Raw genomic sequence first — 22,565 nt, forward strand, 5'->3', positions numbered from 1 at the left:
GCCACCATTTTCTCCGGGGGCGAAGGTGTCGGCTGCCACTTTTTGTTAAATTTTTCCTCTTTCTTCTCTTCGCTTACAATTAATCACGACCTATACTCGTTCACATCAAGTTTCTTTCCTTCACGTACCATTTTCCGGATATCTGTCGGCGCGAAGCCGCCGGCTTGCATGAAGTGAACAAGGAATACTACCCATGCCTCTTGATAGACGTAATCACTATGGGCTTCGTCATACAGACAGAACTCCGCCACCGTCTCAAATGGGTCATCCGCTCCGCTGGGCGGCCTCACTGAAAATAGTTTGTATAGCTCAACGTGAAGATTGGAAGTCATCTTCACAACACCGTTAAGGGCCTCATTGACTTTTCGAACGACGTCAGAAGGCTTAAGTCGTCCAAGATTCGCCGCTTCTACCCGCACAGTTTTATCCTTAATGATTACGGATAGTTTCTCGTATGCATTCCGGTCTTCTTGATTCAATGCGTCCCAACGCACAAACTCAATCGCCGCATCTGCACGGTTTGTATTCGATATCTTCGGTATCTGAATAAGTTTGACGCTGTACTGCAGAGAGTTGTATGTATCATCATCAAGAGAGTCCCTGTACTTCGCAATAAACGACATGATGTCTGCCAAATCTCTTGACAGTGCAGATCTGCTAGCCAACTCCTGTTGCTCAGTTCTGATTTGTGAGAACTGTAAACTATAAACGAGTGCCTCATTTATAGAGTAGTTATCGCCAAAGAACTTAATAAGCTGACTTTCATAGTTAAAAAGCAGCGATTGACACTCGCCGAAGATTTGAGTGTCTACCTCCCTTTTCTCGATGTGTCTATGTTCAATTTTATTCCTCAGCTTGATAAAGAAGTTAAGATTGCGTTCAACAGCCTTATCTAGGGTTCCATGCTCCTTTATGCAGGCTGATAGCTCCCAAGCCTTCCTTTCTCCGTCAACAATATCGAATCGACCATTCTTTTTCTTGTAGTAGTATTTGTCGCCAATGGTTGTGTGGAAGTGTGCATGAAACAGGCGGGTCCACGCCATTATCATCATGGCAATGAAGCCTTCGCTTCGGAAAGTCGTTCGCGGCTTATTGTATATTTCTACTGCAAGCAGTGCAGAATCAATTGAGGCACCGAGAATGGATTTGGTCTTGCCTTTTCTTAACTTCAAGGGTTCTCCTCGGGCAATCTAACGCTTGAAATCAGCCGTGTCCGTTGCGGGCGTCGGCTGAATTGAATTGTTAGGAATTTCTGAACCATAGCCAATAGATAGATAGTGCCACAATAAGCTCAATGCCAACGATTGCAAGAGCAATGTATGCCGCCTTGTTAGTAAAAAGACGGTTGCGGATGTGTAATGGAATGAGCTTACCCAGTGTTTGGGTGTATTCGTTCCAGGCCTCTTGAAGGAAGCTGACTTTACGCACGATCAACTTCTTCACGAGTTGCATGTCCGCCGATTACAATTGCATCGCAAACAATAGCTCTGGCTATTGCTGCGTTTGTTTGATAGCCCTTCTCTAAAATCATTGATTGAACCGCCGGCGTGAGTTGCAAAATTGCCATTGATAACTCACCTGGTTGGCCAGTGTATTTTTCATGCATGATATGGCTCACGCGCAGCATACAATCGGCTATCAACGCTTTAACTCTTTCGTCTTTTGCTGTTGGGTCAAATACAGCTTCGTAAGCGGCTTTGGTTCCGACAAAAATCATCTTGATAAGGGTGAAAACAACGAAGCCAATCAAGAATATGACAAAAATTCCGGCACGCCCCATGTGTGGAACTCCTAACGTTTAGTATGCACCGCAAGTGGTACATATTTTTTTGTAAATAGGTATATAACGAAACTCATTATTCATTCTTGAAATTTAGAAATAAGGTTTCAGATATTCTGTTGCATTTGCGATTGATCTCAATTAACGAGTAAGGGAAGAATTATCTGTTTATTACGGTGAGAACGATGGTGACTGATATATCAGCAATCAGAATCCAGATCCTGGATGATGGATCGTTCATATTAAAGTTGTTGGCGTGTATGCTGATCATTTTTGAGTTCCCGTCTGCCGATTGTGACCCGGATTACCCGATAGTTCGTGGCAGGTGTCGTATAGTGACGTTTATCCGCTCAACTGAATTTTGAGTAACGATTTCAGGAATTTTGTTATGACCGAACCGCTTCTCATCGCTAAATCCGGCAACACTGAACTGGCCATCCTGCCGGGCATGGCCAACCGTCACGGGCTGATTGCCGGGGCGACCGGTACGGGCAAGACCATCACGCTGCAAAGTCTGGCAGAGCAGTTTTCACGTGCCGGGGTGCCGGTGTTCATGGCGGATGTGAAAGGGGATCTTTCCGGTATGTCCCAGCCGGGCGGGGATAATGCCAAGGTGAAAGCGCGTGTGGCGGAGCTGGGGCTGGAAGACTTCAACTATTCGGCTTGCCCGGTGGTGTTCTGGGATGTGTTCGGCCAGAAGGGGCACCCGGTGCGAGCGACGATATCCGACATGGGGCCGCTGCTGCTGGCACGCATGCTGAATCTGAACGATACCCAAAGCGGGGTGCTGACGGCGGTATTCCGTATTGCCGATGACAATGGCTGGTTGTTGCTGGATATGAAGGATTTGCGTGCGATGTTGCAGCATGCGGCGGAAAACGCCAGCAGTTACAGTGCGCAATACGGCAATATCTCCACTGCCAGTGTTGGCGCCATTCAGCGCGGGTTATTGCAACTGGAGCATGAGGGCGGCGATCAATTGTTTGGCGAGCCTGCGCTCAATTTTGATGATCTGATGCAGACTGCTGAAGACGGGCGTGGCGTAATCAATATCCTGGCGGCAGAAACGCTTTACAACTTACCGCGCACTTATGCCACGTTGCTTTTGTGGCTGCTTTCCGAGTTGTTCGAGAATTTACCCGAAGTGGGGGATATGGAAAAACCCCGGCTGGTGTTCTTTTTTGACGAAGCGCATCTGCTGTTCAACGATGCACCTGCCGCGTTGCTGTCCAGAATCGAACAAGTGGTGCGGTTGATCCGCTCCAAGGGGGTTGGCGTGTATTTTGTCAGCCAGAATCCACTGGATATTCCAGATGCGGTATTGGGGCAACTGGGCAACCGTGTCCAACATGCCCTGCGCGCCTTTACGCCGCGTGATCAGAAAGCGGTGCGGGCGGCGGCTGAAACCTTTCGCCCCAATCCGCAAATCAATGTGGAAGCGGCCATTACCGAGATGGGTGTGGGCGAAGCGTTGATCTCCTTTCTGGATGAAAAAGGACGTCCTCTTCCCGTGGAGCGCGGCCTGATCGTGCCGCCGGGCAGTCGGGTAGGGCTGGCCACCGAGGCTGAACGCCAGCAGATCATTCGCGCTTCCCTGCTGTACGGGCATTATGAACAGCTGGTGGATCGGGAATCGGCCTATGAAATCCTCAAGGCGCGCACCGCAACATCGCCGGAACAAGCGCCGGCTGAAGCTGACCGCGGCTTTAACTGGGGCGAGTTGCTGGGCGGCAGCACTGGACCACGCGGCGGGCGACGCGCAGGTATCGTGGAGACGATAGCCACAAGCACGGCGCGCACCATTGGCTCGCAGCTTGGGCGCCAGGTGGTCCGTGGCGTGCTGGGTTCCATTTTTGGTGGCGGACGACGGCGCTGAATTTGATTTTATTTTTTTATATTACAGAAAGGATAACAGCCAGCCTCTCCAGCCGGCACCCCGGTATCACCTTCTGCGAAGCACCCTCCATTAGGATTGATTCCATGCTCACATTCTATTTTTTCTCCAGCAAGAGCCTTTTCGTAATGCTCCCTGTCTCTTTCGGGAACGGTTGGATTTGGAGGTTTGCACGCGACAACCAGCAATGTTGATAGCAATAAGGTCATATAGATATTAAGACGCATAAAAATATCCTTAAATTATTATGGGAATTTAGATACTCGGGATATGTGAAACGGAGTAGAAGATGTACAAAACACTATATTTTCAGAGAATAAGCAAAGCAGCAGACTCTGTACAACCTTCGTGATTTTCCTGAAGATCCAGTACTTCATGTGATAACCCTACTATAAGCATTATTATATTATAAAAAGTAACCCTATTATTAATGCGCTTAAAGAGCGCAGATTTATTCTGTCATCTTGTGCTTGAACGCTCGTCTGGAATAGACATGTTTGAGTGGTAGGGTGCACCATGTGCGCCACATTTACTGTCTGTCGTTGTTGGTCGGTGCACATGGTGCACCCTACGGTTCGCCGGCGGTGAGCTCTCTGTGTGCCAACATAATCTTGAGTCAACCGATTTTCAGAGAATGCGGTGATATAAAAAATTCTGTATCAGATCAGTTCTGTTCGCAGCAACATCAGTGCTTTCTAGGTTGTCTGGAGATTCTGTCGATCGAACCTGAAGTTTGTTTTGAGTCAGCGTTTAAGGGGATGCTGTATGAGGAAAACCCTGCAATCACCTGAATCACCATGTCGGGCATACACCCGGCATTTTATTGCAGGTACAAGATATCTGGAGTTTTTACGATTTGTCATCGTTCAGGGAAGAGAGAAGGCGAGTGCTTTGTTTTTGTAACGCCCGTCCTCAGTTACTTCTTCTCCAAACCACGGTGGAGGTATGAATGCCCTGGCAGCATCCTCTGAGGGAAATTCCACTTCAACCAACATCAAGGGTGACAGATGCCCCGCAAAGACATCCAGTTCAAAAATCCATCCGTCAACCAGCTTTCCTTTGTATCGTGTTTTTTCTATACGGCGACCCGTTGTTGCGGGCCACAACGTTTCGAACTGATGTACTTCTACCGGAATTTCATACTCTTGCCGGGATAAGCCTCCCCCAGATTTCAGCGTCATGAAGTACTCCGCGTCTTGCTGACGCAGCCGTAGCTCAATCGAATCTGTAGGGGTGGTCAGGTAACCTTGACGCAGTGAAACAGCATGCAATTCGCTGTTGGAAGGAAAAGTCGTGACGAGAAATTTGCGCTCAATCTCGATCACGAGGTTATATCCGTTCGATAAGTTCATCAAACAATGCCTGGTAGGCCTTTCCTGCCGGACTGTTTGGTGTGGTAGCGAGAACGGGGGCGCGCGTTATTCCCATGCGTTCGATTTCAGAGGCGAAAGGAATTTTTGCTGCCATGATCTGTTTGGGGTAATTGCGTGTCAGTTCGACAATCATTTCTCCATGCAGAGTCTTTGCTCCCTGAACCATCGAGAAAAAAGCGTGAATTCTTTTTGTCGACAGATCGTGCTGCTGGAAGAACTCCAGCAGTTGCTCGAAGGTGCGCTGTGAGAGCGTTGTCGGAATAACGGGTATCACGATGGCATCTGCGGCGCGAAAAACATTTTCTGACAAAATAGAGATATTGGGAGGGCAGTCGAGCAGCACAACGTCGTAATCATTTTTCACTGCCTTCAGTGCCTTTTTCAGGCGCGAGCGTGTATCTTTCATGTGCGATAGAAAGATATCAAAATCACGAAAATTCATGTTTGCGGGCAGAATATCGAGATTGTCGTAATCGCTGCCACGGATTGACTTGACGAAACGTTCAGCGTCCTCGAAAAAACGTGCTTCTGTCAGTTTCTGCGATGGCTTTATCCGAAAGTAGAATCCCGACGCACCCTGTGGATCAAGATCGCATAACAATGTGTTTCGACCAGATGCCGCGAAAGCATAAGCGAGGTTGACGGTGGTCGCGGTTTTACCGACTCCGCCTTTGTTGGAATAACAGGCGACGATCTGCATCAGAGCTCCTTCTTGTTTTGGCATAATGTACGGAAGGACCGTTGTATCCGGTCGCTACTGAAGTGCGCAAAGGCATTCATGATTTTTTCACGCTCAGCGAATTGGCGCTGGTGCAAGATGGTGATTAGCGATCCAACACTTTGCGTGATGATGAATCTGTGCTGTTCATCACTGAGGCCGTCAACAAATGACTGAAGACTCAGTTGCTGAACCGAGCAGTCGTTGAACAGGCCCAGTGAATCTTGAAGCTGCTTCAGTGATTTCAGTATGCTGTCAAATAGTTCTTGTGGAAAAATAATCCCGAAGAATTCCATCAAATAACGCAGTTTCTTGCATTCAATGCGTAATGCATGGATTTCCTCGTCCGGGGTGGCGACATTTATGGTTGCGGCCAGGCGACAGATTTTACGATAGCGTTTCCAGATCAGTTCACAGGCAAGATCGTGGGACGCACGACTGGAATTTGGCCCCGGCTTTAATTTGTGTTTTTTTGAAAAGAGTTTTACAAGTGCCTTGATCTCTTTTTTGTAACGATGAGTCTTGAGATGTGCTGCCAGACGCGCCTGTTCTTCCATGCGTCTGTCAGCTATTAATGAAAACATGGCATCCAGCCCAGCATGCATCGTGTGAGGGACAAGCGTGTAGAAAGATGCCTGCTCCAGCAGATAAACATCCAGATCACGAAGTGCCCCTGTAGGAGCCATTAATGCGGAAAAGCGCATCTTGAGCTGAAGTGTCTGATTAACGTCGTAGGCGCCCTTGAGCAGGCTGAGTACCGAACGGATCTTGCGCAGGGAAACACGGTAATCGTGCAGAAACTCGGTGTCGAGATCATGAATCACACCGTACTCGTTTGCCCGGACAACAGGAAGATAAGTGGCGATCAGGTTGGTTGCTGTATCAAAGACGGTTTCCTCCGGGTGAATCTCGATGGCGGGCTTGGAAACATAATTAACACAGGAATGATCAATCATCCGGTACAGATTGCCTGCAGTCAGCGGTGTCCCGCCATGAGTTCGTATGTATGTGGTCAGGTCGCTCAGTGCTTGATCGTAACCGCGCAATCCCTGAGGGGTGACCAGTACGACTGCTTTACCGTTGGCTGGTATGAGTTTTTGCAGTTTGGCTCGCGCACAGGTTTTTTCCTCGTCATCGGTTAGTATGAGGGTCCCGGTTTTCATGGTGCCCGATGCTATGGTGAGAAGTGCACGCAGGGGTGAGAGATCAGCCAGCGCTTTTTTTACCGGCCCTTCCTCAAATTCAGCGACAAATCGGGTATTGGGTTTTACGTGTTGACTTAGAATTACGCCTTCTTCTGTCAGAAGTTCTACTTGCTCGTCGATTGCAAGTAATAATCTTCGTGATTTTCGCAAACTTTGCTCGAAACAATCAAGGATCGCAAAATTATGTTCATTTTCATCCCACTCCAGCGCCGGGGTCAGCCCCTGAATGCTGCTGATTGCCAGGTTATTCAGTTGTTCAACAGATATGTAGAAGTTTGTGGAGGTCAAATTCATGCTTTTGGCCTGTTTGAGTGAATTAAATAATCCCCGATGAGCATTTCAATTATTTTTTGCATACTCGTTTCTTTCGCGAAGAAGATCGCTGCTTCCTTAACTGGAGTGTCCGGCTTTACTGGACTACGTCACTTAATCAGCCAGATAGTATTCAACTGTTGATACTACTCTTATTTTTTTGAGGTATGGCGTGTTGGTGTCACGGTCTTCTATTGTAAATTGACCCTGATTCGCCCTTTTCAGCTTGCCTATTTGACTGTTTGCATCAGAGGCAAGCTTTTCTGCTGCGGCTCTGGCGTTCCGCGTTGCTTCTTCAATCATCGTCGGCTTGATATCATTCAGCCTTGTGAAGAGGAATTGTGTTTTCTGATTGTATTCATTTCCGCTGAGCGCAATCCCTTTTTTTCCGAGTTCGGCCACATTACCCTGCGAAGTTCTTACCCTGTCAATTTTGTCTGAATAAACGGTAATCACTTGCGCAGCCGCATAACGCATGGATACTTCCTGGCTGCCGTATTCCCGCGCAAGCTTGTCGGTTACGACCGGGGCTGTCGCTGTAATTTCTTCCATGGCAAATCCGGAAGCCTGCAAATAGGAAATGATCTGCTGCGTATTCACCTCCATGGAGGCATAGAGATCCGTCAGATCGTTACTTGCGGCTGTGAAGCTGATCGGCCAAACGGCAACATCTGCCGGCATTTCTTGCTCTGCCAGTCCCTTAACAACCACCACACGTTCATATTCCTTGAAGCGCAGCACACTTGAACTGATAATCAACCCCATTGCAATCAGACCGGCACAGACAAATGCACCGAGGATAAATGCCGATCGTTGTTCGTTCATCCGATAACCCCCTGTATTCTAGATACTAATCTGTCATTCAGTATACACATCACCCCTCGTTCCTGCGATCACGGCGAAAAAGGGGGCCGGTAAAGTTTGCCAATGAAGTAGGAGGGCAGGGTAGAGCGCGGTGCCCGATTAGGCAGCGCATCAGCTTTCATCAAACAAGTCATAGAAGTCATAGGGCCAGATCCAGAGCTAAGAAGATGAATAACAAGCGTTATTGATTATGGACCTGACCCCGGCTACTATATGATTTTACATAGAATCAATATTGCACTAATATCAACGCATGTATACCAGTTTCAAACGGCCCTTTGCCCAGTATATCAAGAAGGCACGCAAACCCTTGCGACTGGCGATCGAAGATGAAGTGGAAGTGGTGTGTGAGGCGCCAGAGACTGGTGAGCTCAAGGTGGGCGACCTGGCTGGGATTCGGGTTCACAAGTTCCGCTTTAATCGGCAGGAGTACCTGATGGCCTACCGGCCGCCGGCCAAGAACGTGCCCGTAGAGTTTTTGATCATCGATTTCTACCAAGTCGGCGTACATGAGAACTTCTACGACGAATTGAAGCAATATTTGCGACACGAAAAGCAATCGGGAGAAACATGATGAACCAAACCTTAACTGCCGAGGACCTTTACGCCGAGATGAAACGGATGTCGGTGAGCGAGCGGGTCCGGTTTTTTTCCATGCTGGCTAGCAATGCCTTCCGCGAAGATGATTTCACGCATGAGCAAGTGTTTGGCGAAACCCATCAGGAACCGTTTTCCGCTTGGGAAGCCGCTGAATATCTGGAGGTATCCCTGCCGACGCTACGCCGATACGTACAATCCGGAAAACTCGTCCCTAGCCACGTCGTAGGTCGCAATCAAATGTTCTCCACCCAAACGCTGCGGGCCTTCAAGCGTAGCCGTGGAGCGCGCAGATAAGTAAACTACCGGGTCAAATCCGGTAACGTCTTATCAGCGCGAGTCAGAGGATCAGATCCGGAACTAGAAGATGAGGCCGCTGGGCTTCCACATACGCTTTATTTGTTGCCATGCGGCTGAAAACAACAAACGTAGTAGACACGAAAGTACCTAAGCACGCAGCCACTGCAATCTGTGCACTGACGAGATCTGCATCCTTCATATCTGATCCGCTTGAGGACCAAAGTAGCCACGAAGCAAATACGGCGATCAAAAAGAGGATGATGGTTATGACGATTGGTATCTTGTTCACGGTGGTTCCGACTGGTGTCTCTTAATAGAATGAGGGGCGAACGCGGTATGTTTATTGGCTACAGCGTTGTGGGTAATCCATCAGCCTTCATCAAACGCGTTTTTGATCCATTCGATGTCATTTTCCCGTGTGCCGGAAATCAGAACTGCATCGAAGCGGCAAGGAAGATCATCATCCTGTCTCGCCAGATAATGACGGGCGGCGCGTGTCAGTCTGAGCTGCTTGGCAGGGGTGATGCTGGCAGCGGCGCCACCAAACCGATCACTGGAGCGCATCCGGACTTCAACAAATACCAGCGTATCGCCTTCTTGCATAATCAGGTCGATTTCACCAAAGCGGCAGCGGTAATTTTTTTCCAGCAGGATGAGTTTTTGCTGCTGGAGAAAGGTGGCTGCGCGCTGTTCAGCGGCACTGCCTTTGTTTTCTGTGGATGACATGGGAATGTCTGTAATTGTTGGCAAGGAGTTTTGCAATTGACCTGAAAAGCCAATTTCATGGATGCGCTTTCATTTTCTCCCCGGTTTGCACCAGCCACAGGTTGGCGTACAGACCATTGCGCGCCAAGAGTGCCTCGTGCGTGCCGGCTTCCACCACTTCACCCTTATCCAGCACATAAACGCAGTGGGCGTTGCGGATAGTGGACAGACGGTGGGCGATTACAATGGTGGTGCGGCCAACGGTAATCCGTTCCAGTGAACGCTGGATGGCAGCTTCTGTTTCGTTGTCCACCGCGGAAGTGGCTTCATCGAGTACCAGTACCGGCGGATTCTTGAGAACGGCCCGGGCAATCGAGATGCGCTGGCGCTGGCCGCCGGAGAGTTTCTGCCCGCGTTCGCCGACGACGGTCTGATAATCATCCGGCAGTTCCATGATGAAATCGTGAGCTTCGGCTGTTCTGGCTGCAGCGATGACGTCTTCCATGCTGGCGCCAAAAGAGCCATATGCAATATTTTCATACACGGTGCCGTGGAACAGGTAAACATCCTGGCTGACCAGGCCGATCGACTGGCGTAAGTCATGCAGACGCAAGTCGCGGATATCGTGGCCATCCAGCAGGATGCGGCCTTGTTGTGGTTCGTAGAAACGCAGCAGCAGTTTGACGATCGTACTCTTACCGCTGCCGGTGGCGCCTACCAGCGCAATCGTCTGGCCGGCAGGTACCGTCAGGGACAGGTGATTCAGTGTTGATGTGCGCCGCTCATAGTTGAAACTGATGTCGTCAAAAATGATTTCACCGTTGACCTGTGCAACAGGGAGTGTTTGCGGCCCGTCTGTAATGGTGGGTTGTGCCTGTAATAAATCCAGCACGCGATGGGTGGAGGCCATCGCGCGCTGGTACAGATCCAGTGTTTCTCCCAGGCGGGTGAGCGGCCACAGCAGGCGCTGGGTCATGAATACCAGAATACTGTAGGCGCCAACATTGAGTTCGCCATCGGCAGCCATTAGCCCCGCTGCAACCATGATGGCGCTGAAACCGAGTGCAATCACCATGCGGATAATGGGTACAAACGTGGCACTCAGGGCAATGGCATGCTGATTTTTTTCCTGATAGATCTGGCTTTCGCGCTCGATCTGGCTCAGTTCGTATTGCTCGGTGGTATAACTTTTGATGGTGGCGATGCCGCCGAGATTATTGGACAGGTAGCTGTTCAGAATACTGACCTGTTCGCGGACAGCCATGTAGCGCGGGGCAATGCGTTTCTGGAACAGCCAGGAACCAGCGACGACAAACGGCATGGGCAATAACGCCATCCACGCCACACCGGGCGTCAGGTAGATGAACATGCCGCCTACCGTGATAACGGTAGTCAGCAGCTGGATGAGGTCATTTGCGCCCACATCCAGAAACCGCTCCAGCTGATTGATGTCATCGTTCAGAATCGCCATCATTCCGCCAGTGCTGCGTTCCTCGAAATAGGCCAGCTCCAGTTTTTGAATATGCTGGTAGGCATCCAGGCGCAAAGTATGTTGAATATCCTGTGCCAGATTGCGCCAGCAAAGTTTGAGCAGATATTCCCAAATGGATTCAAACCCCCAGACAATGAGTGTGAGTGTAGCCAGTATCCATAACTGAGTGGAAACCTCCGGGAATCCGAACTGGGCAAAGATGGATGTCTGTTGATTGACGACAATATCCACTGCCATACCGATCAGCACGGGGGGCGCCAGATCAAACAGTTTATTAAGAATTGAATAGAGCGTAGCCAGCCAGATGCGGCTGCGGAACAGATGGCCATAGCGCAGCAGGCGAACCAGCGGAGCGGTTGTGTGACTGGGTGTCATAAAATATCGGATGGGTTGGTTAAACAGATTGGAACCTGGCTGGCCGTGCATGGAAAAAGCAGGGGAACTGCCGTATAGTGCGGCCACGCCCGTAAAAACCATCAGATCAGAACAGACGTTTATAACCAGAAAATGCCAACTGCTGCAGGAATAGCCAAAGGGACATTATATGTGGTTGGTACGCCCATCGGAAATTTACGTGATATTTCCCTGCGGGCGCTGGAGATATTGTCTGCAGTCGATTGCATTGCTGCCGAGCATGTCCAGCATGCGCAAAAACTGCTGGCAGGGCACATGTTGTCCGCCAGCCACACCCGTATCCTGCCACTGCATCAGCACAATGAAGGCAGCGCAGCGTACAAAATCATCGAATGGCTGGAGCAGGGCAAGGCAATCGCCCTGATTTCTGATGCCGGCACGCCGGGTGTCTCTGATCCTGGTGCCTTGCTGGTGCAGCAGGTGCGGGCGCGCAATTTGCCGGTTGTACCGGTTCCCGGTGCCAATGCGGCGTTATGTGCCTTGTCCGCTTCCGGCCTGATCGCGCCGCATTTTTTCTTTTACGGATTCCTGCCGACCAAAAGCGGCGAGCGCCAGCGCAAACTGGCTGGCCTGAAAACGTTGTACGCCTGCATTCTGATTTTTTATGAAGCGCCACACCGCATTCTCGAATGTGTAACGGATATGCTGGCTGTATTTGGCACCGGCCGTGAAATCACCTTTGCCCGCGAACTGACCAAGCTATTCGAGACAATTCATACCTGTCCGCTGGGAGAGGCGCTGGACTGGCTGCAGGCCGATGAAAACCGGCAGCGGGGTGAATTTGTGCTGCTGCTTGCGCCGCTGGAAGCGCCGCAGCAGGAGGAGATCAGCCCGCAGGCCATGCAGACACTGGCCACCCTGCAAAGAGAACTGCCTTTGAAACAGGCTGTGCAGCTGGCTGCAGAAATAACGGGCGAGAGTAGAAAAAAACTGTATGCCCGGGCGTTGCTGGAACAGAAAACGAAGAAATTGATCTGAGAGAACCACTGCAAAACGATCTGTGGTGTGTGGGAGACATGTAAAACGTAAAACATCCATTTTGCGCAGGTAGGCCCCGATATATTCCAATGACAGCCTCGCTATTTGAAGAGGAAAAGAGAATATTAACCAAAAGTCGCTATATCTATGGTGATCCACACCGTGCCCGGATGCTTTTCCACCTTGATCTGATCACCTTCGAGCCGATAGGTCAGCTGGCAGTTGTGCCTTGGATTGGATAACACGCCTGGATTGAATACGACCATATTTTCACCCGACGATCTGCGAACAGATTGAATCAACAGTCCCGGATGTCCTTCCCGATGAATGCGTGCGCCTGCTGACTGGGTCAGTGTGTAATCAGAAGGGTGTAACAAATCCGGGTATTCCGCGGTGATTTTTCGAAAATCCAGTAAGGCTGCCCTGCAGGCAACCGAATAAACTTTCCGCTCAGCCACAATGGCTTCATGTTCATATCCCGCATCGCTCAACAAGCCACGATACCAGTGATACGCCGACTCGTAGACCGTGGTTTCAATCAATTCTGAGCCGTACCAGACCCCGTGTGTTCCATCTGAAAATCGGCTGGATTGCCAATGTTTGAATGGCCAGGTTATGGCATTGAACCACTCAGCCTCTTCGAACGGTCGATCGATGATGGGGGTATATGATCGATACAGCGGTGGCCTGATCTCGGCTTCTACTTTCTGTGCCAGAAGCCATTCGGCCGAATCGTCTGTCAGATCATCGAACAAGTCTTGTGACTGACGCAGGGATACAATGTTTCGGGCGACATCCTGATGAACATCGACCAGCGTAAGTTGAGCGAACAGAGCATTCATGCAGTTCCCGATTCAAGCACCACGAGCACGATCCAGGTAGCTTCGCACCATCAGCAACCCGGCAAAGCCCCATTCCCTGATCACCTCGACCGGGGTCAGGTTGCCGAATGCTTTATTGCGAGTGGTCATCCAGCGGTACGCCAGATCCCGATTCTGCGGAAATAACAAACGCAGGTTTTTATGGATCCCTAACAGGTGGCCTACCCGCTCGTACTGGTCCCGGCTGGTGCCAATGGCCTCACCCTTGCGATAGCGTGCCAGTGCAGCCCGGTTACTGGCAGCGATACCCAGCAGGGCTGCCTGATCTTCCGTGCTCAATTGCCAGTGATCGAGCAATGTCATGACCATCCTGGCGAGTGCGCCGCGATCACGGGATGTACTTTCCTCTCGTCTGGTAATGGCTGTCATGGCCTGTTCCTCGTGTTGAACTGATGCTGTAGATCAGTATAGTGTATTTGTTGCTATTTATACAAAAAACGTATTTAACAAAACAATACTAGGCATAATGTAACGCTGACGCCGATACTGAATTGCCACGTCAGCTACGCTTTCTCGCCGACTTTTGCCTTGAGCCGACTGCCTTGCTAACGTTTTTCAGAGGTTCCCTGATTTGTTCTTGTGCAGCAATGCCTTCAGATAACAGGCGGCATCATGCCGCGATGAAATATCCATGCGACGCCGTAAGCAATTGGCGCAATGATGCCGAACAGCGCGATTGCATACAGCAGTGCCAGTTTGCCCATCCCTTTGAGTTTGCTGAAATCGGTGATGATGCCGATGCTGATAAAGGTGAGCATAAACATCATGTTACGCATTGGTCCTTCGACTGAGGCAGCAGCTTTATGCAAAGTTTCAGCAGCCTCTTCTCCGCTGGAGGCGAGCAGAATGTACGAAATCCAGACCAGCAGATAACCCAGAACAAATTTTGGGAAGCGATGCCAGATCTCCATCAGTCCGATTCTGGATTGACCAGGTTTGCGTTCCACTTTATAGACCCATACCAATGCCAGAACGAAGGCCCAGACACCAATAAACATATCGATCCAGATTTTCGTGGTCAGGGATGCCATCAGGATCCAGCCTTCTTTCCAGACGATACCCAGGTTGGCTTCGGCATTGGCGCGCATCAATTCATCCAGCATGGCACCGGCAGCCGCGTCGGCACCATCGGTTTTGACTGTCAGTCCCAGAGCAGAGCCGTTGACGATCGGTTGCTCCGGTGCGACCGCTGTATAAAATCCTGGCAGGATAATGAGTTCGAACATGGCAAAGATTACGACCAGGATCGAGACGAATACCGGGAGCGCCGGGCGGGCACGGATGGCACCGGCGGTGGCGATGGCAGCCGATATGCCGCAAATGGAAATGCCGGAAGAAAAGACTGCTGCGGCATCCCGTGACAAGTGGAATACTCTGCGGCCAAGTGCATAGACGATTGGCCAGAACAACAGATAGGCAACAAAGGTGGCAGCCATCCCAGTGATGACCAGCTCGGTAATGAAGCCGGCTGCTTCGATCGACATGATGCCGATTTTGATTCCCAGAAAAACAATGGCTGTTTTGATGAACCATTCCGGTTTGGCGGCTTCGCTGAGAAAGCGAGCGGTATTTTTGAAAAAATTGCCAATGATGAGCCCGACCAGCAGCGCCAGCAGGTAAGAGAAACCACTGCCAAGCGACAGCCCCCAGGATATACCGTACTTATCCATTTCATACACAGAGGCCTTGAAATGAGCTTCATGGCCGATGATCCAGATGATCCAGGTCATGGCGAACAGGATGCTCCAGCTGACAAAAAATTGTTTCAGGTCAAATTTCATCGACCATGCAGCCAGACAGGTCAGGGCAGTGAATACCAGATATGTCATCAAAAGTGACAATGCCGGATGCCATGGTGGTGTGCCACTGGATTTCAATACATTCTCCAGAGAGAATTCTCCCCATACCCAGGTTTCGGGCTTTGCCATCCAGCCGGTCAGCTCCCACCCCCAGAGAGAACTGACACTTGCCATGAACATGATCAATCCCAGCCAGACTGCCCACCAGTCTTCGGTTCTGGCCATGCCCGAATACCATTTGTCATTTATTGCGTACATTTTTTTTCTTATTCCTTGTGTTTATTGCACCAGTGCTACCGTTGATTTCAAATCCAGGCGGATGTGGCGATTGAAATAATGGTAGGCGTACTGGCGTATCCAAGCGGGAATGCAGCTGTGATCGAACACCATAAAGACCGTAACGCAGCTATTTTCCGGAAATAATTGCCTGTTCAACAGATGCCTGGCCAGATCTTCATCCAGCTCTGCCAGAGTGTGTCCGCAAGCTTTAAAATCCTGATGGTATGCAATCCAGCTGATGCCGTTATGGATCAACCGGACTTCCAGATCCGCTTTCATTCTTTATCCCGGAAGCAGGAACCAGTCCACCAGAATGCCCAGAATAATGAGCGCTGCGATACCGATGCCGATACTCCACAGGCACAGGCTGGTTTCCCAGCTTTCCCAGGGTTCGGGCTCTCCCAGTACGGATTGATCAGGTATCAGTTTGCTTGCGTTGTTCTCAGGGACAGGGTCATAAACCCCATTGTTGGTGTCATGTGTTGTCGTCATTGTCGTTCTCGCATAGAAAAATATTCCCGATCGGAAAATGCATGTCATTCGCGCTCAGGAGCTGTTTAACCTTAGCACACATAATCCCGCGTCCGAAGCGGCATGTCCATAGCCATCATGCGGGTCGATCTGAAGACTGGACGTCTCAGATTGCGTGCCGCATAGCGCTGGATGGCATATAGTGGCTGATTCTTATTCTGAATCAGCGAGGCAACAAATTGAACGATATGGCAGACAAACTGACTTTTACCCGTCCGGACGACTGGCATCTGCATTTGCGTGATGGCAATGCCATGCGGTCGGTGTTGCCGGATACCGCCCGGCGTTTTGCGCGCGCCATCATCATGCCGAACCTCAAGCCGCCCATCGTGACGACCGAACAGGCAGCTGCCTACCGTGCGCGTATTCTGTCTGCCTTACCGGCTGGGCTGGCCGGGCGGTTCGAGCCGCTGATGACGCTCTATCTGACGGATGCCACGCCACCCGAAGAAATTGCCCGGGCAAAAGAGAGTGGCTTTGTGCAGGCGGTAAAACTGTATCCAGCCGGAGCAACCACGCACTCCGATGCCGGTGTCACGGATATTGCGCGCTGCGGGGCAGCGCTGGCGCAAATGGAAAAACTCGATCTGCCTTTGCTGGTACACGGGGAAGTGGTCGATCCTGCGGTAGATGTATTCGATCGGGAAAAAGTGTTCATTGATCGCGTGCTGATTCCGCTGCAGCAACGCTTTCCGGGGTTGCGCATCGTGTTTGAACATATCACCACCCGGGAGGCTGTCGAGTTTGTCCAGTCAGCTTCCGGCCGGATTGCCGCCACCATCACTCCTCATCATCTGATGCTGAACCGCAACGCTTTGTTTACTGGTGGATTGCGTCCGCATCATTACTGCCTGCCGGTGCTGAAACGGGAGGTGCATCGCCAGGCGCTGTTGAAAGCAGCAACCAGTGGCCATGCCCGTTTTTTTTCCGGTACCGACAGCGCTCCCCATCCAGTCAGCGCCAAAGAATCCGCCTGTGGTTGCGCGGGCATTTACAGTGCGCATGCCGCCATCGAACTGTATGCTGAAGTATTCGAGCAGGTCGGCCGGCTCGATCGTCTGGAAGCCTTTGCCAGCTTTCACGGCCCCGATTTTTATGGGCTGCCGCGTAATAGCGAGCAGATCTCGCTGATCAGGGAAAGCTGGCAGATTCCGGCGCAAATCGAATTCGGCGAGGATGTGCTGATACCCCTCGGGGCGGGGGGGCAGGTGTGCTGGAAACTGGTGGGAAACTAATTAAATAATCTGCTGTTTTGCTGGATGAGGCGATCATTCAATCTGATATTTCGGGGGACAGCCTGATGAAACCAGTCGAGAACAACTACTTTGCGTGATTGGTTTCAGCTGCTTCTGACAAAAAACCGACATTTCAACGTGTATCATATACCGCTGTCGCAAACAGTAATTATTCTCCATTCGTTTATTATTCAATTCATAGAAAGTTAAATCTAATGAAATTTATACCAATCATTCCTGCTGTGGGTAGTGCTGTCATGGGTAGCCTGCTTGGTTTCAATGTGATGGCTCATGCGTTATGGCTAGAGAGTGATAATGCCGGAGCCAGACTTTATTTTGGTGAATATGCTGAGAATCTTCGTGAGACTTCTCCTGGCCGACTGGATGGCATCATTGATCCGGTAATTATGCTGATCGATACAAATGGTAAGGAGAAGCAGGCCGAAGCAGTTCTTGTGGATAACCATTTCACGATTTCCCGTACGGGTGATTCAGGTACTGCTGTACTGGCGCAATCGCTCAGGCAATCCATACGTGAGCCACAGGGTGAAGTTCCTTCTCCTGTGTACAGGCGATATCTTTATGCCCGCTTGGGCAAAGGTGGCAGCCTGCCGCTCGATATACAGGATGATGGCAATCTGCTGCGTTTGACCTTCATGGGCAATCCTGTATCCAATGTTGAAGTTATCGTTATCGCACCGAGTGGATGGGAGAAACATCTGCGTACGGATGAGAAAGGTGAGATCACTTTCCCCGGGTTGGAACCGGGCCTTCATGTAATCGAGGCGAAATATGAGCTGAATAAACCGGGTGAATTCGAGGGGAAAGCTTATGTCGTGGAAAGCCATAAAACGACACTGACGCTTTACCGGTGAGTACCTTGAACTCGGAAAACCAGGCAACTGCCAGTGCGGCAACATCCAGCCAATCGGTGGATCGTGTATCCGTCTCGCCGCATCCTGCCGGGCCGCGTGGCTATTTGTTCCTGCCGCAAGGAATGAGACAAGCCCGTTTCCTGGTCTGGCTGCGCCGTATACATGCCTGGACAGGTTTGTGGGGGGCAGTGCTGGGCTTGCTGTTCGGAACGACTGGTATCTTGCTGAATCACCGGAGTGAGATGAAGATCCCGCTTGCTGCGCAGCATGAAACACGCCATACGCTGACACCTCCTGCGGAGAGCCTGCAATCGCCTGCAACACTGGAGGCCTGGCTGCGTGAAAGATTCAAACTGTCCCACGCCAGATCCCGTATTCAGCAGAAACCGGCAGGGCCTGTGCCATGGGGAGGTGGGCAGATCATGCAACCGGAGAGCTGGCACATCATGCTGCTCACTCCTGATCTCAGTCTGAATGCAGAATACTGGAAAGGTGATGTGGATGCCCGTATAGAACAGAAAGAGGCGAATGCCTGGGCGACCCTGGCTAACTTTCACAAGGGAACCGGTATGTCCAATATCTGGATACTGCTCACGGATACGTTAGCCGGTGCTCTGCTGGTACTTGCAATAACCGGCACTTTGTTGTGGAGTCGCCTGCATGGTCCACGCCTCATGGCACTGGGCCTGGCCGGTACAGTTTTTACGGTGGCTGTCACGCTTATTTTCAGAGCGTTGTCCCTGTCATAAGAGTATTTATCCAAGCCAGCCAAAGCCATTGTTGCTTCCAGCCAGCTAATTATTAAAAAAGAAAAGAGGCTGGAGTAATCAATGAAAAGTTTATGCAGGTTTGAATTATTATCATTTCCTGTGGTTTTGCCGCTGATGTGGGGACTTACCTCATTCCATGTTGCTGCTCAGGCCCAGGAAAATATCGATCCACAGAAAAAAACGGAAAAGCAATCCAAGCTGCCGGAAATAAAGATTTCAACGGAACAGGTTCGTCCTGGCTCAATGGAAGATGTGGCAACGACAGGAAGCAAGACTGATACGCCTTCCCGGGATATTCCTGCCAGCATTGCTGTTGTACCGGCAACTGTATTGCGGGAGCAGGGAGCAACTGATATGAATGATGCGATGCGCAATGTCAGCAGTGTTCAACCGCATATGGGGGGAGGGTACGGATTTTCGAATGCTTTCACTTCACGCGGACTGTCGCTGAGTTTTCTGCGTGACAACATTCCTGATGGAGGGGCACAAAATAACTATTTTCGTACCATGTACGATGTCGACCGGATCGAAGTCTTGAAGGGACCGGGCTCTGCATTGTTCGGTGTGGCTGGTCCTGGAGGGGTCATCAACATGATTACCAGGAAACCGCAGAACAGGTTCGGCTTGTCTGTCGGTACCATGCTGGGCAGTTTCGGAACAGTCAATGGATTTCTCGATGCAACCGGTGCCATTCCCCATGTGCCGCAACTGGCTGGTCGCCTGATTGTCGATACGGAGCATACCAATGGTTATCGTGGGCTCGAGCGCGATATCGTCGAGGTATCTCCCAGTTTTATCTGGCACCTGGCGCCTGATAAAACGCTTCTGATCGATTACGATCATCGAGAGATAAAAATCAAGCCTGATAACTATGGCATACTTTTTGATGCGAATTCAAAAATAGCAGATGTTTCGCGCGGAACCCGTTATTACAGCCCGTTCAACAAGACGGATCAGACAATCAACCGTCTTGGCGTTACGCATGACTGGATAATATCGGATGCCCTGAGTATGCGCACTGCATTTGTTTATGATGCCCGGACACTTGCACTGGCGCGAAATGCCGGAGGAAATCAGTTCAATGCCATGGGCGTCAGTACATCCCGTACCGGATATCAGCAATTCGACGATGCCGGCTATACGACATTGCAGAATGAATTTACTTGGAAAACGGTCACCGGGCCGGTAAAACACACTTTCCTGGGAGGTTTCGAGTATAAGAATGTCGATATCGATGCCATGCGGAACTTATATCTGCTGCCCAATCTGCAGATCGGGCAGCCGGTGGTTGAAACGTCATTGAACGGACCTGAAGTGAACATCACACGTAGTTTTGACCGTCGGATCAGCAGTGATCAGGTTTCATTTTATGCTCAGGATCAAATTGACCTGACTGATCAGTTCAAGCTTCGGCTCGGAATCCGGAATGATCTCGTAGATTACAGTGACAAGGGTTTCCAGACCATTTCCGGCAATTATCAATATCGTGAAATTGCCCGGACGAAATCTATAACGACGTATTCAACCGGAGGCGTTTACCAGCCCACTAAGAATCTGGCTTTTTACGCAGGATATAGTACCGGAGCATTCATTAATCTTGCCACTGAGGCGCATGCGGTATCCACGGCTCCGGAAACATCGGATCAGATAGAAGTGGGGGCGAAAGCCACGCTATTGGATGGTAAGGCGGATCTGAACGTAGCATTGTTTCAGACTAATCGTGACAATTATTTTGTTACTCTGCCGGGTTCTGGCGGGATAGCCACTCAGGATGGAAAAAATCGGTCACGTGGCGTGGAGGTATCTTTGGATGTCCGTCCGCTGGATGGTCTCAGCATCATGGGTACCGGAGTATGGATGGATCCGGAAACCCTGTCCAGAAATGTGGCTACCAATTCCGTACTGGGGATTACCAGAAGTGTCTATGGAACTCGTCCCACCGGGGTTGCCACCTACATGGGCAACTTGTGGGCCACTTACCAGATACAAAGCGGTTTTGCGCGTGGTTTGACGTTTGGATTCGGAGCTACCTACAAAGGTGATTCCTATGCTGACAATTTGAATCTTCTGAAAGTCCCTTCTTATGTCGTGTTCGATGCAGCTGCTTCTTACAGCATCAAAAAAGTGGATCTCGCGATCAACGTAAAGAATCTGACCAACAAAACGTATTACACCAACCCGACATTTGCAGGCGCATTACCGGGTAATCCGTTGAGTGTGTTCGGCTCCATTCGTTTGAATTTCAATTGAAAAGTATGCCCAGACGAAGTTGCAGTAAAGTTGGGATGTGACAGGCTATCCGTTCGAATATAAGTGAGGTACTGGTCGCATGTTGAAGAATCCCAGCAACGGCTGCCAATCAACTGGCAGCCGTTTTGCGAGGATCAGGAGCAGTGAGATCAGGTTTTGCATGTATGCGCTTGCGCTCCACAAAATCATCGAGCTGAGCGAAGTAGGCTTTGAGCCATTCGGTAATGGCCCAGGCTTCTCCCGGCGCATATGGCTCGATTTGGATGCGCTATCCGTATTGGACGGGTGATAGTTCCGCCTTTTCCATGGGACTGGTATCCATTGTCATGAAATCGGAATCGGTGTGCTGACGTTCCTGGAAATGTCTCGAATCACCCTGTAGTAGCGACTCCTGGATGAAATGTTCCATACTCCTGATCATGGCGATGCCGTAAACCGTGATTCCGAATGAGAGCAGTAGCGTATATGCCAGTATTCCCAGTGGTGATCTTTCGTCGCAGGTTTTCAGTTGCCATCAGTTTTGTTCCTGCGCAGCAAGGCGATAACCGACACATCGGAGTGTGTGCAGCAGTTTTTCTTCCTGCGCTATGTCTATTACCCGCCGGAGCTCGTACATATGTGAGCGCAGAATATTTCCTTCCGGTGGTTCATCACCCCAAAGCGTTTCTTCGAGTTCGGTGCGGGAAACAACTGACGGACTTGCGCGCATCAGCACTTCCAGAAGCCGTCGTTCGCTTGCGGAGAGGTATATTTGCCGCGATCCGCGCCAGATGTGCTGCGTATCCAGATCGAATGAAAGGTTGCCTACAGTGAGCTTGCGCCTTCTGCCACGGCTCCGGGCCAGCAGTGCTTCGATGCGTACCTCAAGCTCTGCGAGCGCAAATGGTTTGGTCAGGTAGTCATCGGCGCCCGCTTTGAATCCGGCAATCTTGTCATCAAGATCGTCACGGGCGGTCAGCATGAGAATGGGTACGTGGTAATCCTGTGCACGCAGCGTGCGGATGACATCTATTCCTTCCTTCGTCGGCAATCCCCAATCAACGATCAGCGCATGGTAATTCCCCCGCTGTGCAAGCGTAAGACCTGCGAGGCCATCCTGGGCCGCATCCAGCAGGTATCCCCGTGGTTCCAGGTAGGCAAAAAGATTAGCAATGAGGCTGACGTTATCCTCAAGGATGAGAATACGAGCTTGAAAAGAAGGGTTCATGGTTTATTTCATATGTTGCTGACAAAACGACGACATTTCAGTTTGTATCATATCAAAATAAGAACGATTTTTGTTTATGTTTATGATATCAATATCGCGGGGAATG

The 22,565-nt window shown here is 50.4% G+C and carries 25 protein-coding genes; 8 read left to right on the top strand and 17 right to left on the bottom strand.

Annotation, left to right across the window (positions count from 1 at the left end):
• Window positions 1–83 precede the first annotated feature (83 nt).
• The gene (locus ABO04_RS08225) at window positions 84–1,172 is read right to left on the bottom strand and encodes a DUF3644 domain-containing protein (protein ID WP_160810185.1); all 1,089 of its coding nucleotides are present in this window, start codon (window positions 1,170–1,172) and stop codon (window positions 84–86) included.
• A 248-nt stretch (window positions 1,173–1,420) separates the two neighbouring features.
• On the bottom strand, window positions 1,421–1,780 hold the full coding sequence (locus tag ABO04_RS08230) for a hypothetical protein (protein ID WP_160810186.1): 360 nt from the start codon (window positions 1,778–1,780) through the stop codon (window positions 1,421–1,423).
• Window positions 1,781–2,168: 388 nt separating this feature from the next.
• On the opposite strand from ABO04_RS08230, the gene ABO04_RS08235 reads away from it, so the two are divergent.
• On the top strand, window positions 2,169–3,656 hold the full coding sequence (locus ABO04_RS08235; protein WP_160810187.1) for a helicase HerA-like domain-containing protein: 1,488 nt from the start codon (window positions 2,169–2,171) through the stop codon (window positions 3,654–3,656).
• Window positions 3,657–3,664: 8 nt separating this feature from the next.
• Here ABO04_RS08235 and ABO04_RS08240 read toward each other — a convergent pair whose 3' ends face one another.
• The 5 genes from ABO04_RS08240 to ABO04_RS08260 all read right to left on the bottom strand — a co-directional run bounded on the left by ABO04_RS08240 (window position 3,665) and on the right by ABO04_RS08260 (window position 8,107).
• Window positions 3,665–3,901, bottom strand: a complete 237-nt coding sequence (locus tag ABO04_RS08240; RefSeq protein WP_160810188.1) for a hypothetical protein — start codon at window positions 3,899–3,901, stop codon at window positions 3,665–3,667.
• A gap of 639 nt (window positions 3,902–4,540) precedes the next feature.
• Entirely contained in the window at window positions 4,541–5,026 is a 486-nt protein-coding gene (locus ABO04_RS08245) for a CYTH domain-containing protein (RefSeq protein ID WP_164504301.1), read from the bottom strand.
• Window positions 5,004–5,747, bottom strand: a complete 744-nt coding sequence (locus ABO04_RS08250; RefSeq protein ID WP_160810189.1) for an AAA family ATPase — start codon at window positions 5,745–5,747, stop codon at window positions 5,004–5,006. The genes ABO04_RS08245 and ABO04_RS08250 overlap by 23 nt, the downstream gene beginning before the upstream one ends.
• Window positions 5,747–7,264 (bottom strand): CHAD domain-containing protein, encoded by a 1,518-nt coding sequence (locus ABO04_RS08255; protein WP_160810190.1) that lies wholly within the window; start codon window positions 7,262–7,264, stop codon window positions 5,747–5,749. The genes ABO04_RS08250 and ABO04_RS08255 overlap by 1 nt, the downstream gene beginning before the upstream one ends.
• A 132-nt stretch (window positions 7,265–7,396) precedes the next feature.
• On the bottom strand, window positions 7,397–8,107 hold the full coding sequence (locus ABO04_RS08260) for an SIMPL domain-containing protein (protein WP_160810191.1): 711 nt from the start codon (window positions 8,105–8,107) through the stop codon (window positions 7,397–7,399).
• A gap of 292 nt (window positions 8,108–8,399) precedes the next feature.
• Here ABO04_RS08260 and ABO04_RS08265 point away from each other — a divergent pair, with 292 nt between their 5' ends.
• Both ABO04_RS08265 and ABO04_RS08270 read left to right on the top strand, forming a co-directional pair.
• Window positions 8,400–8,720: a type II toxin-antitoxin system RelE/ParE family toxin gene (locus ABO04_RS08265; RefSeq protein WP_160810192.1), complete on the top strand. Its 321-nt coding sequence runs from the start codon at window positions 8,400–8,402 to the stop codon at window positions 8,718–8,720.
• On the top strand, window positions 8,717–9,040 hold the full coding sequence (locus ABO04_RS08270; protein ID WP_160810193.1) for a helix-turn-helix domain-containing protein: 324 nt from the start codon (window positions 8,717–8,719) through the stop codon (window positions 9,038–9,040). Before ABO04_RS08265 ends, ABO04_RS08270 begins: the two co-directional genes overlap by 4 nt.
• 43 nt (window positions 9,041–9,083) lie before the next feature.
• Here ABO04_RS08270 and ABO04_RS08275 read toward each other — a convergent pair whose 3' ends face one another.
• The 3 genes from ABO04_RS08275 to ABO04_RS08285 all read right to left on the bottom strand — a co-directional run bounded on the left by ABO04_RS08275 (window position 9,084) and on the right by ABO04_RS08285 (window position 11,702).
• Window positions 9,084–9,332, bottom strand: a complete 249-nt coding sequence (locus ABO04_RS08275) for a hypothetical protein (RefSeq protein ID WP_160810194.1) — start codon at window positions 9,330–9,332, stop codon at window positions 9,084–9,086.
• Between the two features lie 80 nt (window positions 9,333–9,412).
• Entirely contained in the window at window positions 9,413–9,769 is a 357-nt protein-coding gene (locus ABO04_RS08280; RefSeq protein WP_160810195.1) for a YraN family protein, read from the bottom strand.
• Window positions 9,770–9,824: 55 nt separating this feature from the next.
• Window positions 9,825–11,702: an ABC transporter ATP-binding protein gene (locus ABO04_RS08285; RefSeq protein WP_345853224.1), complete on the bottom strand. Its 1,878-nt coding sequence runs from the start codon at window positions 11,700–11,702 to the stop codon at window positions 9,825–9,827.
• Window positions 11,703–11,747: 45 nt separating this feature from the next.
• Here ABO04_RS08285 and rsmI point away from each other — a divergent pair, with 45 nt between their 5' ends.
• Complete coding sequence (gene rsmI, locus ABO04_RS08290) at window positions 11,748–12,632, top strand: 16S rRNA (cytidine(1402)-2'-O)-methyltransferase (RefSeq protein WP_160810196.1); 885 nt, start codon at window positions 11,748–11,750, stop codon at window positions 12,630–12,632.
• A gap of 125 nt (window positions 12,633–12,757) precedes the next feature.
• On the opposite strand, the gene ABO04_RS08295 is transcribed toward rsmI, so the two are convergent.
• The 5 genes from ABO04_RS08295 to ABO04_RS08315 all read right to left on the bottom strand — a co-directional run bounded on the left by ABO04_RS08295 (window position 12,758) and on the right by ABO04_RS08315 (window position 16,083).
• Complete coding sequence (locus ABO04_RS08295; protein ID WP_160810197.1) at window positions 12,758–13,474, bottom strand: RES family NAD+ phosphorylase; 717 nt, start codon at window positions 13,472–13,474, stop codon at window positions 12,758–12,760.
• Window positions 13,475–13,486: 12 nt separating this feature from the next.
• Window positions 13,487–13,882: an antitoxin Xre/MbcA/ParS toxin-binding domain-containing protein gene (locus tag ABO04_RS08300; RefSeq protein ID WP_160810198.1), complete on the bottom strand. Its 396-nt coding sequence runs from the start codon at window positions 13,880–13,882 to the stop codon at window positions 13,487–13,489.
• 224 nt (window positions 13,883–14,106) lie between these two features.
• Window positions 14,107–15,570 (bottom strand): putative sulfate exporter family transporter, encoded by a 1,464-nt coding sequence (locus ABO04_RS08305; protein WP_160810199.1) that lies wholly within the window; start codon window positions 15,568–15,570, stop codon window positions 14,107–14,109.
• Window positions 15,571–15,591: 21 nt separating this feature from the next.
• Window positions 15,592–15,870 carry a DUF5395 domain-containing protein gene (locus ABO04_RS08310; RefSeq protein ID WP_160810200.1) on the bottom strand — a complete coding sequence of 93 codons (279 nt, stop codon included), beginning with the start codon at window positions 15,868–15,870 and terminating at the stop codon, window positions 15,592–15,594.
• Between the two features lie 3 nt (window positions 15,871–15,873).
• Window positions 15,874–16,083 carry a hypothetical protein gene (locus tag ABO04_RS08315; protein WP_160810201.1) on the bottom strand — a complete coding sequence of 70 codons (210 nt, stop codon included), beginning with the start codon at window positions 16,081–16,083 and terminating at the stop codon, window positions 15,874–15,876.
• Between the two features lie 227 nt (window positions 16,084–16,310).
• Here ABO04_RS08315 and pyrC point away from each other — a divergent pair, with 227 nt between their 5' ends.
• From pyrC to ABO04_RS08335, 4 genes are all read left to right on the top strand, one after another.
• Window positions 16,311–17,357: a dihydroorotase gene (gene pyrC / locus ABO04_RS08320; RefSeq protein WP_160810202.1), complete on the top strand. Its 1,047-nt coding sequence runs from the start codon at window positions 16,311–16,313 to the stop codon at window positions 17,355–17,357.
• Between the two features lie 215 nt (window positions 17,358–17,572).
• A complete protein-coding gene (locus ABO04_RS08325; protein WP_160810203.1) occupies window positions 17,573–18,232 on the top strand; it encodes a DUF4198 domain-containing protein in 660 nt (219 codons plus the stop codon).
• Window positions 18,229–18,981, top strand: a complete 753-nt coding sequence (locus ABO04_RS08330) for a PepSY-associated TM helix domain-containing protein (RefSeq protein ID WP_160810204.1) — start codon at window positions 18,229–18,231, stop codon at window positions 18,979–18,981. Before ABO04_RS08325 ends, ABO04_RS08330 begins: the two co-directional genes overlap by 4 nt.
• Before the next feature lie 81 nt (window positions 18,982–19,062).
• Entirely contained in the window at window positions 19,063–21,252 is a 2,190-nt protein-coding gene (locus ABO04_RS08335) for a TonB-dependent siderophore receptor (RefSeq protein WP_160810205.1), read from the top strand.
• A gap of 268 nt (window positions 21,253–21,520) precedes the next feature.
• On the opposite strand, the gene ABO04_RS08340 is transcribed toward ABO04_RS08335, so the two are convergent.
• Together ABO04_RS08340 and ABO04_RS08345 are read right to left on the bottom strand one after the other, a co-directional pair.
• Window positions 21,521–21,661, bottom strand: coding sequence for a hypothetical protein (locus ABO04_RS08340; protein WP_160810206.1), 141 nt, complete (start codon window positions 21,659–21,661; stop codon window positions 21,521–21,523).
• A 105-nt stretch (window positions 21,662–21,766) separates the two neighbouring features.
• Entirely contained in the window at window positions 21,767–22,459 is a 693-nt protein-coding gene (locus tag ABO04_RS08345) for a response regulator transcription factor (RefSeq protein WP_160810207.1), read from the bottom strand.
• Between the last annotated feature and the right edge of the window lie 106 nt (window positions 22,460–22,565).

This window comes from Nitrosomonas sp. HPC101, assembly GCF_009833125.1.
In the GTDB taxonomy this organism is placed as follows: Bacteria; Pseudomonadota; Gammaproteobacteria; order Burkholderiales; family Nitrosomonadaceae; genus Nitrosomonas.

Bases quoted from the DNA above. Each gene is read 5' to 3' on its own strand.
- ABO04_RS08230 (WP_160810186.1), bottom strand. From the start codon at position 1,780: ATGGGGCGTGCCGGAATTTTTGTCATATTCTTGATTGGCTTCGTTGTT.
- ABO04_RS08235 (WP_160810187.1), top strand. From the start codon at position 2,169: ATGACCGAACCGCTTCTCATCGCTAAATCCGGCAACACTGAACTGGCC.
- ABO04_RS08240 (WP_160810188.1), bottom strand. From the start codon at position 3,901: ATGCGTCTTAATATCTATATGACCTTATTGCTATCAACATTGCTGGTT.
- ABO04_RS08245 (WP_164504301.1), bottom strand. From the start codon at position 5,026: ATGAACTTATCGAACGGATATAACCTCGTGATCGAGATTGAGCGCAAA.
- ABO04_RS08250 (WP_160810189.1), bottom strand. From the start codon at position 5,747: ATGCAGATCGTCGCCTGTTATTCCAACAAAGGCGGAGTCGGTAAAACC.
- ABO04_RS08255 (WP_160810190.1), bottom strand. From the start codon at position 7,264: ATGAATTTGACCTCCACAAACTTCTACATATCTGTTGAACAACTGAAT.
- ABO04_RS08260 (WP_160810191.1), bottom strand. From the start codon at position 8,107: ATGAACGAACAACGATCGGCATTTATCCTCGGTGCATTTGTCTGTGCC.
- ABO04_RS08265 (WP_160810192.1), top strand. From the start codon at position 8,400: ATGTATACCAGTTTCAAACGGCCCTTTGCCCAGTATATCAAGAAGGCA.
- ABO04_RS08270 (WP_160810193.1), top strand. From the start codon at position 8,717: ATGATGAACCAAACCTTAACTGCCGAGGACCTTTACGCCGAGATGAAA.
- ABO04_RS08280 (WP_160810195.1), bottom strand. From the start codon at position 9,769: ATGTCATCCACAGAAAACAAAGGCAGTGCCGCTGAACAGCGCGCAGCC.
- rsmI (WP_160810196.1), top strand. From the start codon at position 11,748: ATGCCAACTGCTGCAGGAATAGCCAAAGGGACATTATATGTGGTTGGT.
- ABO04_RS08295 (WP_160810197.1), bottom strand. From the start codon at position 13,474: ATGAATGCTCTGTTCGCTCAACTTACGCTGGTCGATGTTCATCAGGAT.
- ABO04_RS08300 (WP_160810198.1), bottom strand. From the start codon at position 13,882: ATGACAGCCATTACCAGACGAGAGGAAAGTACATCCCGTGATCGCGGC.
- ABO04_RS08305 (WP_160810199.1), bottom strand. From the start codon at position 15,570: ATGTACGCAATAAATGACAAATGGTATTCGGGCATGGCCAGAACCGAA.
- ABO04_RS08310 (WP_160810200.1), bottom strand. From the start codon at position 15,870: ATGAAAGCGGATCTGGAAGTCCGGTTGATCCATAACGGCATCAGCTGG.
- ABO04_RS08315 (WP_160810201.1), bottom strand. From the start codon at position 16,083: ATGACGACAACACATGACACCAACAATGGGGTTTATGACCCTGTCCCT.
- pyrC (WP_160810202.1), top strand. From the start codon at position 16,311: ATGGCAGACAAACTGACTTTTACCCGTCCGGACGACTGGCATCTGCAT.
- ABO04_RS08325 (WP_160810203.1), top strand. From the start codon at position 17,573: ATGAAATTTATACCAATCATTCCTGCTGTGGGTAGTGCTGTCATGGGT.
- ABO04_RS08335 (WP_160810205.1), top strand. From the start codon at position 19,063: ATGAAAAGTTTATGCAGGTTTGAATTATTATCATTTCCTGTGGTTTTG.
- ABO04_RS08340 (WP_160810206.1), bottom strand. From the start codon at position 21,661: ATGGAACATTTCATCCAGGAGTCGCTACTACAGGGTGATTCGAGACAT.
- ABO04_RS08345 (WP_160810207.1), bottom strand. From the start codon at position 22,459: ATGAACCCTTCTTTTCAAGCTCGTATTCTCATCCTTGAGGATAACGTC.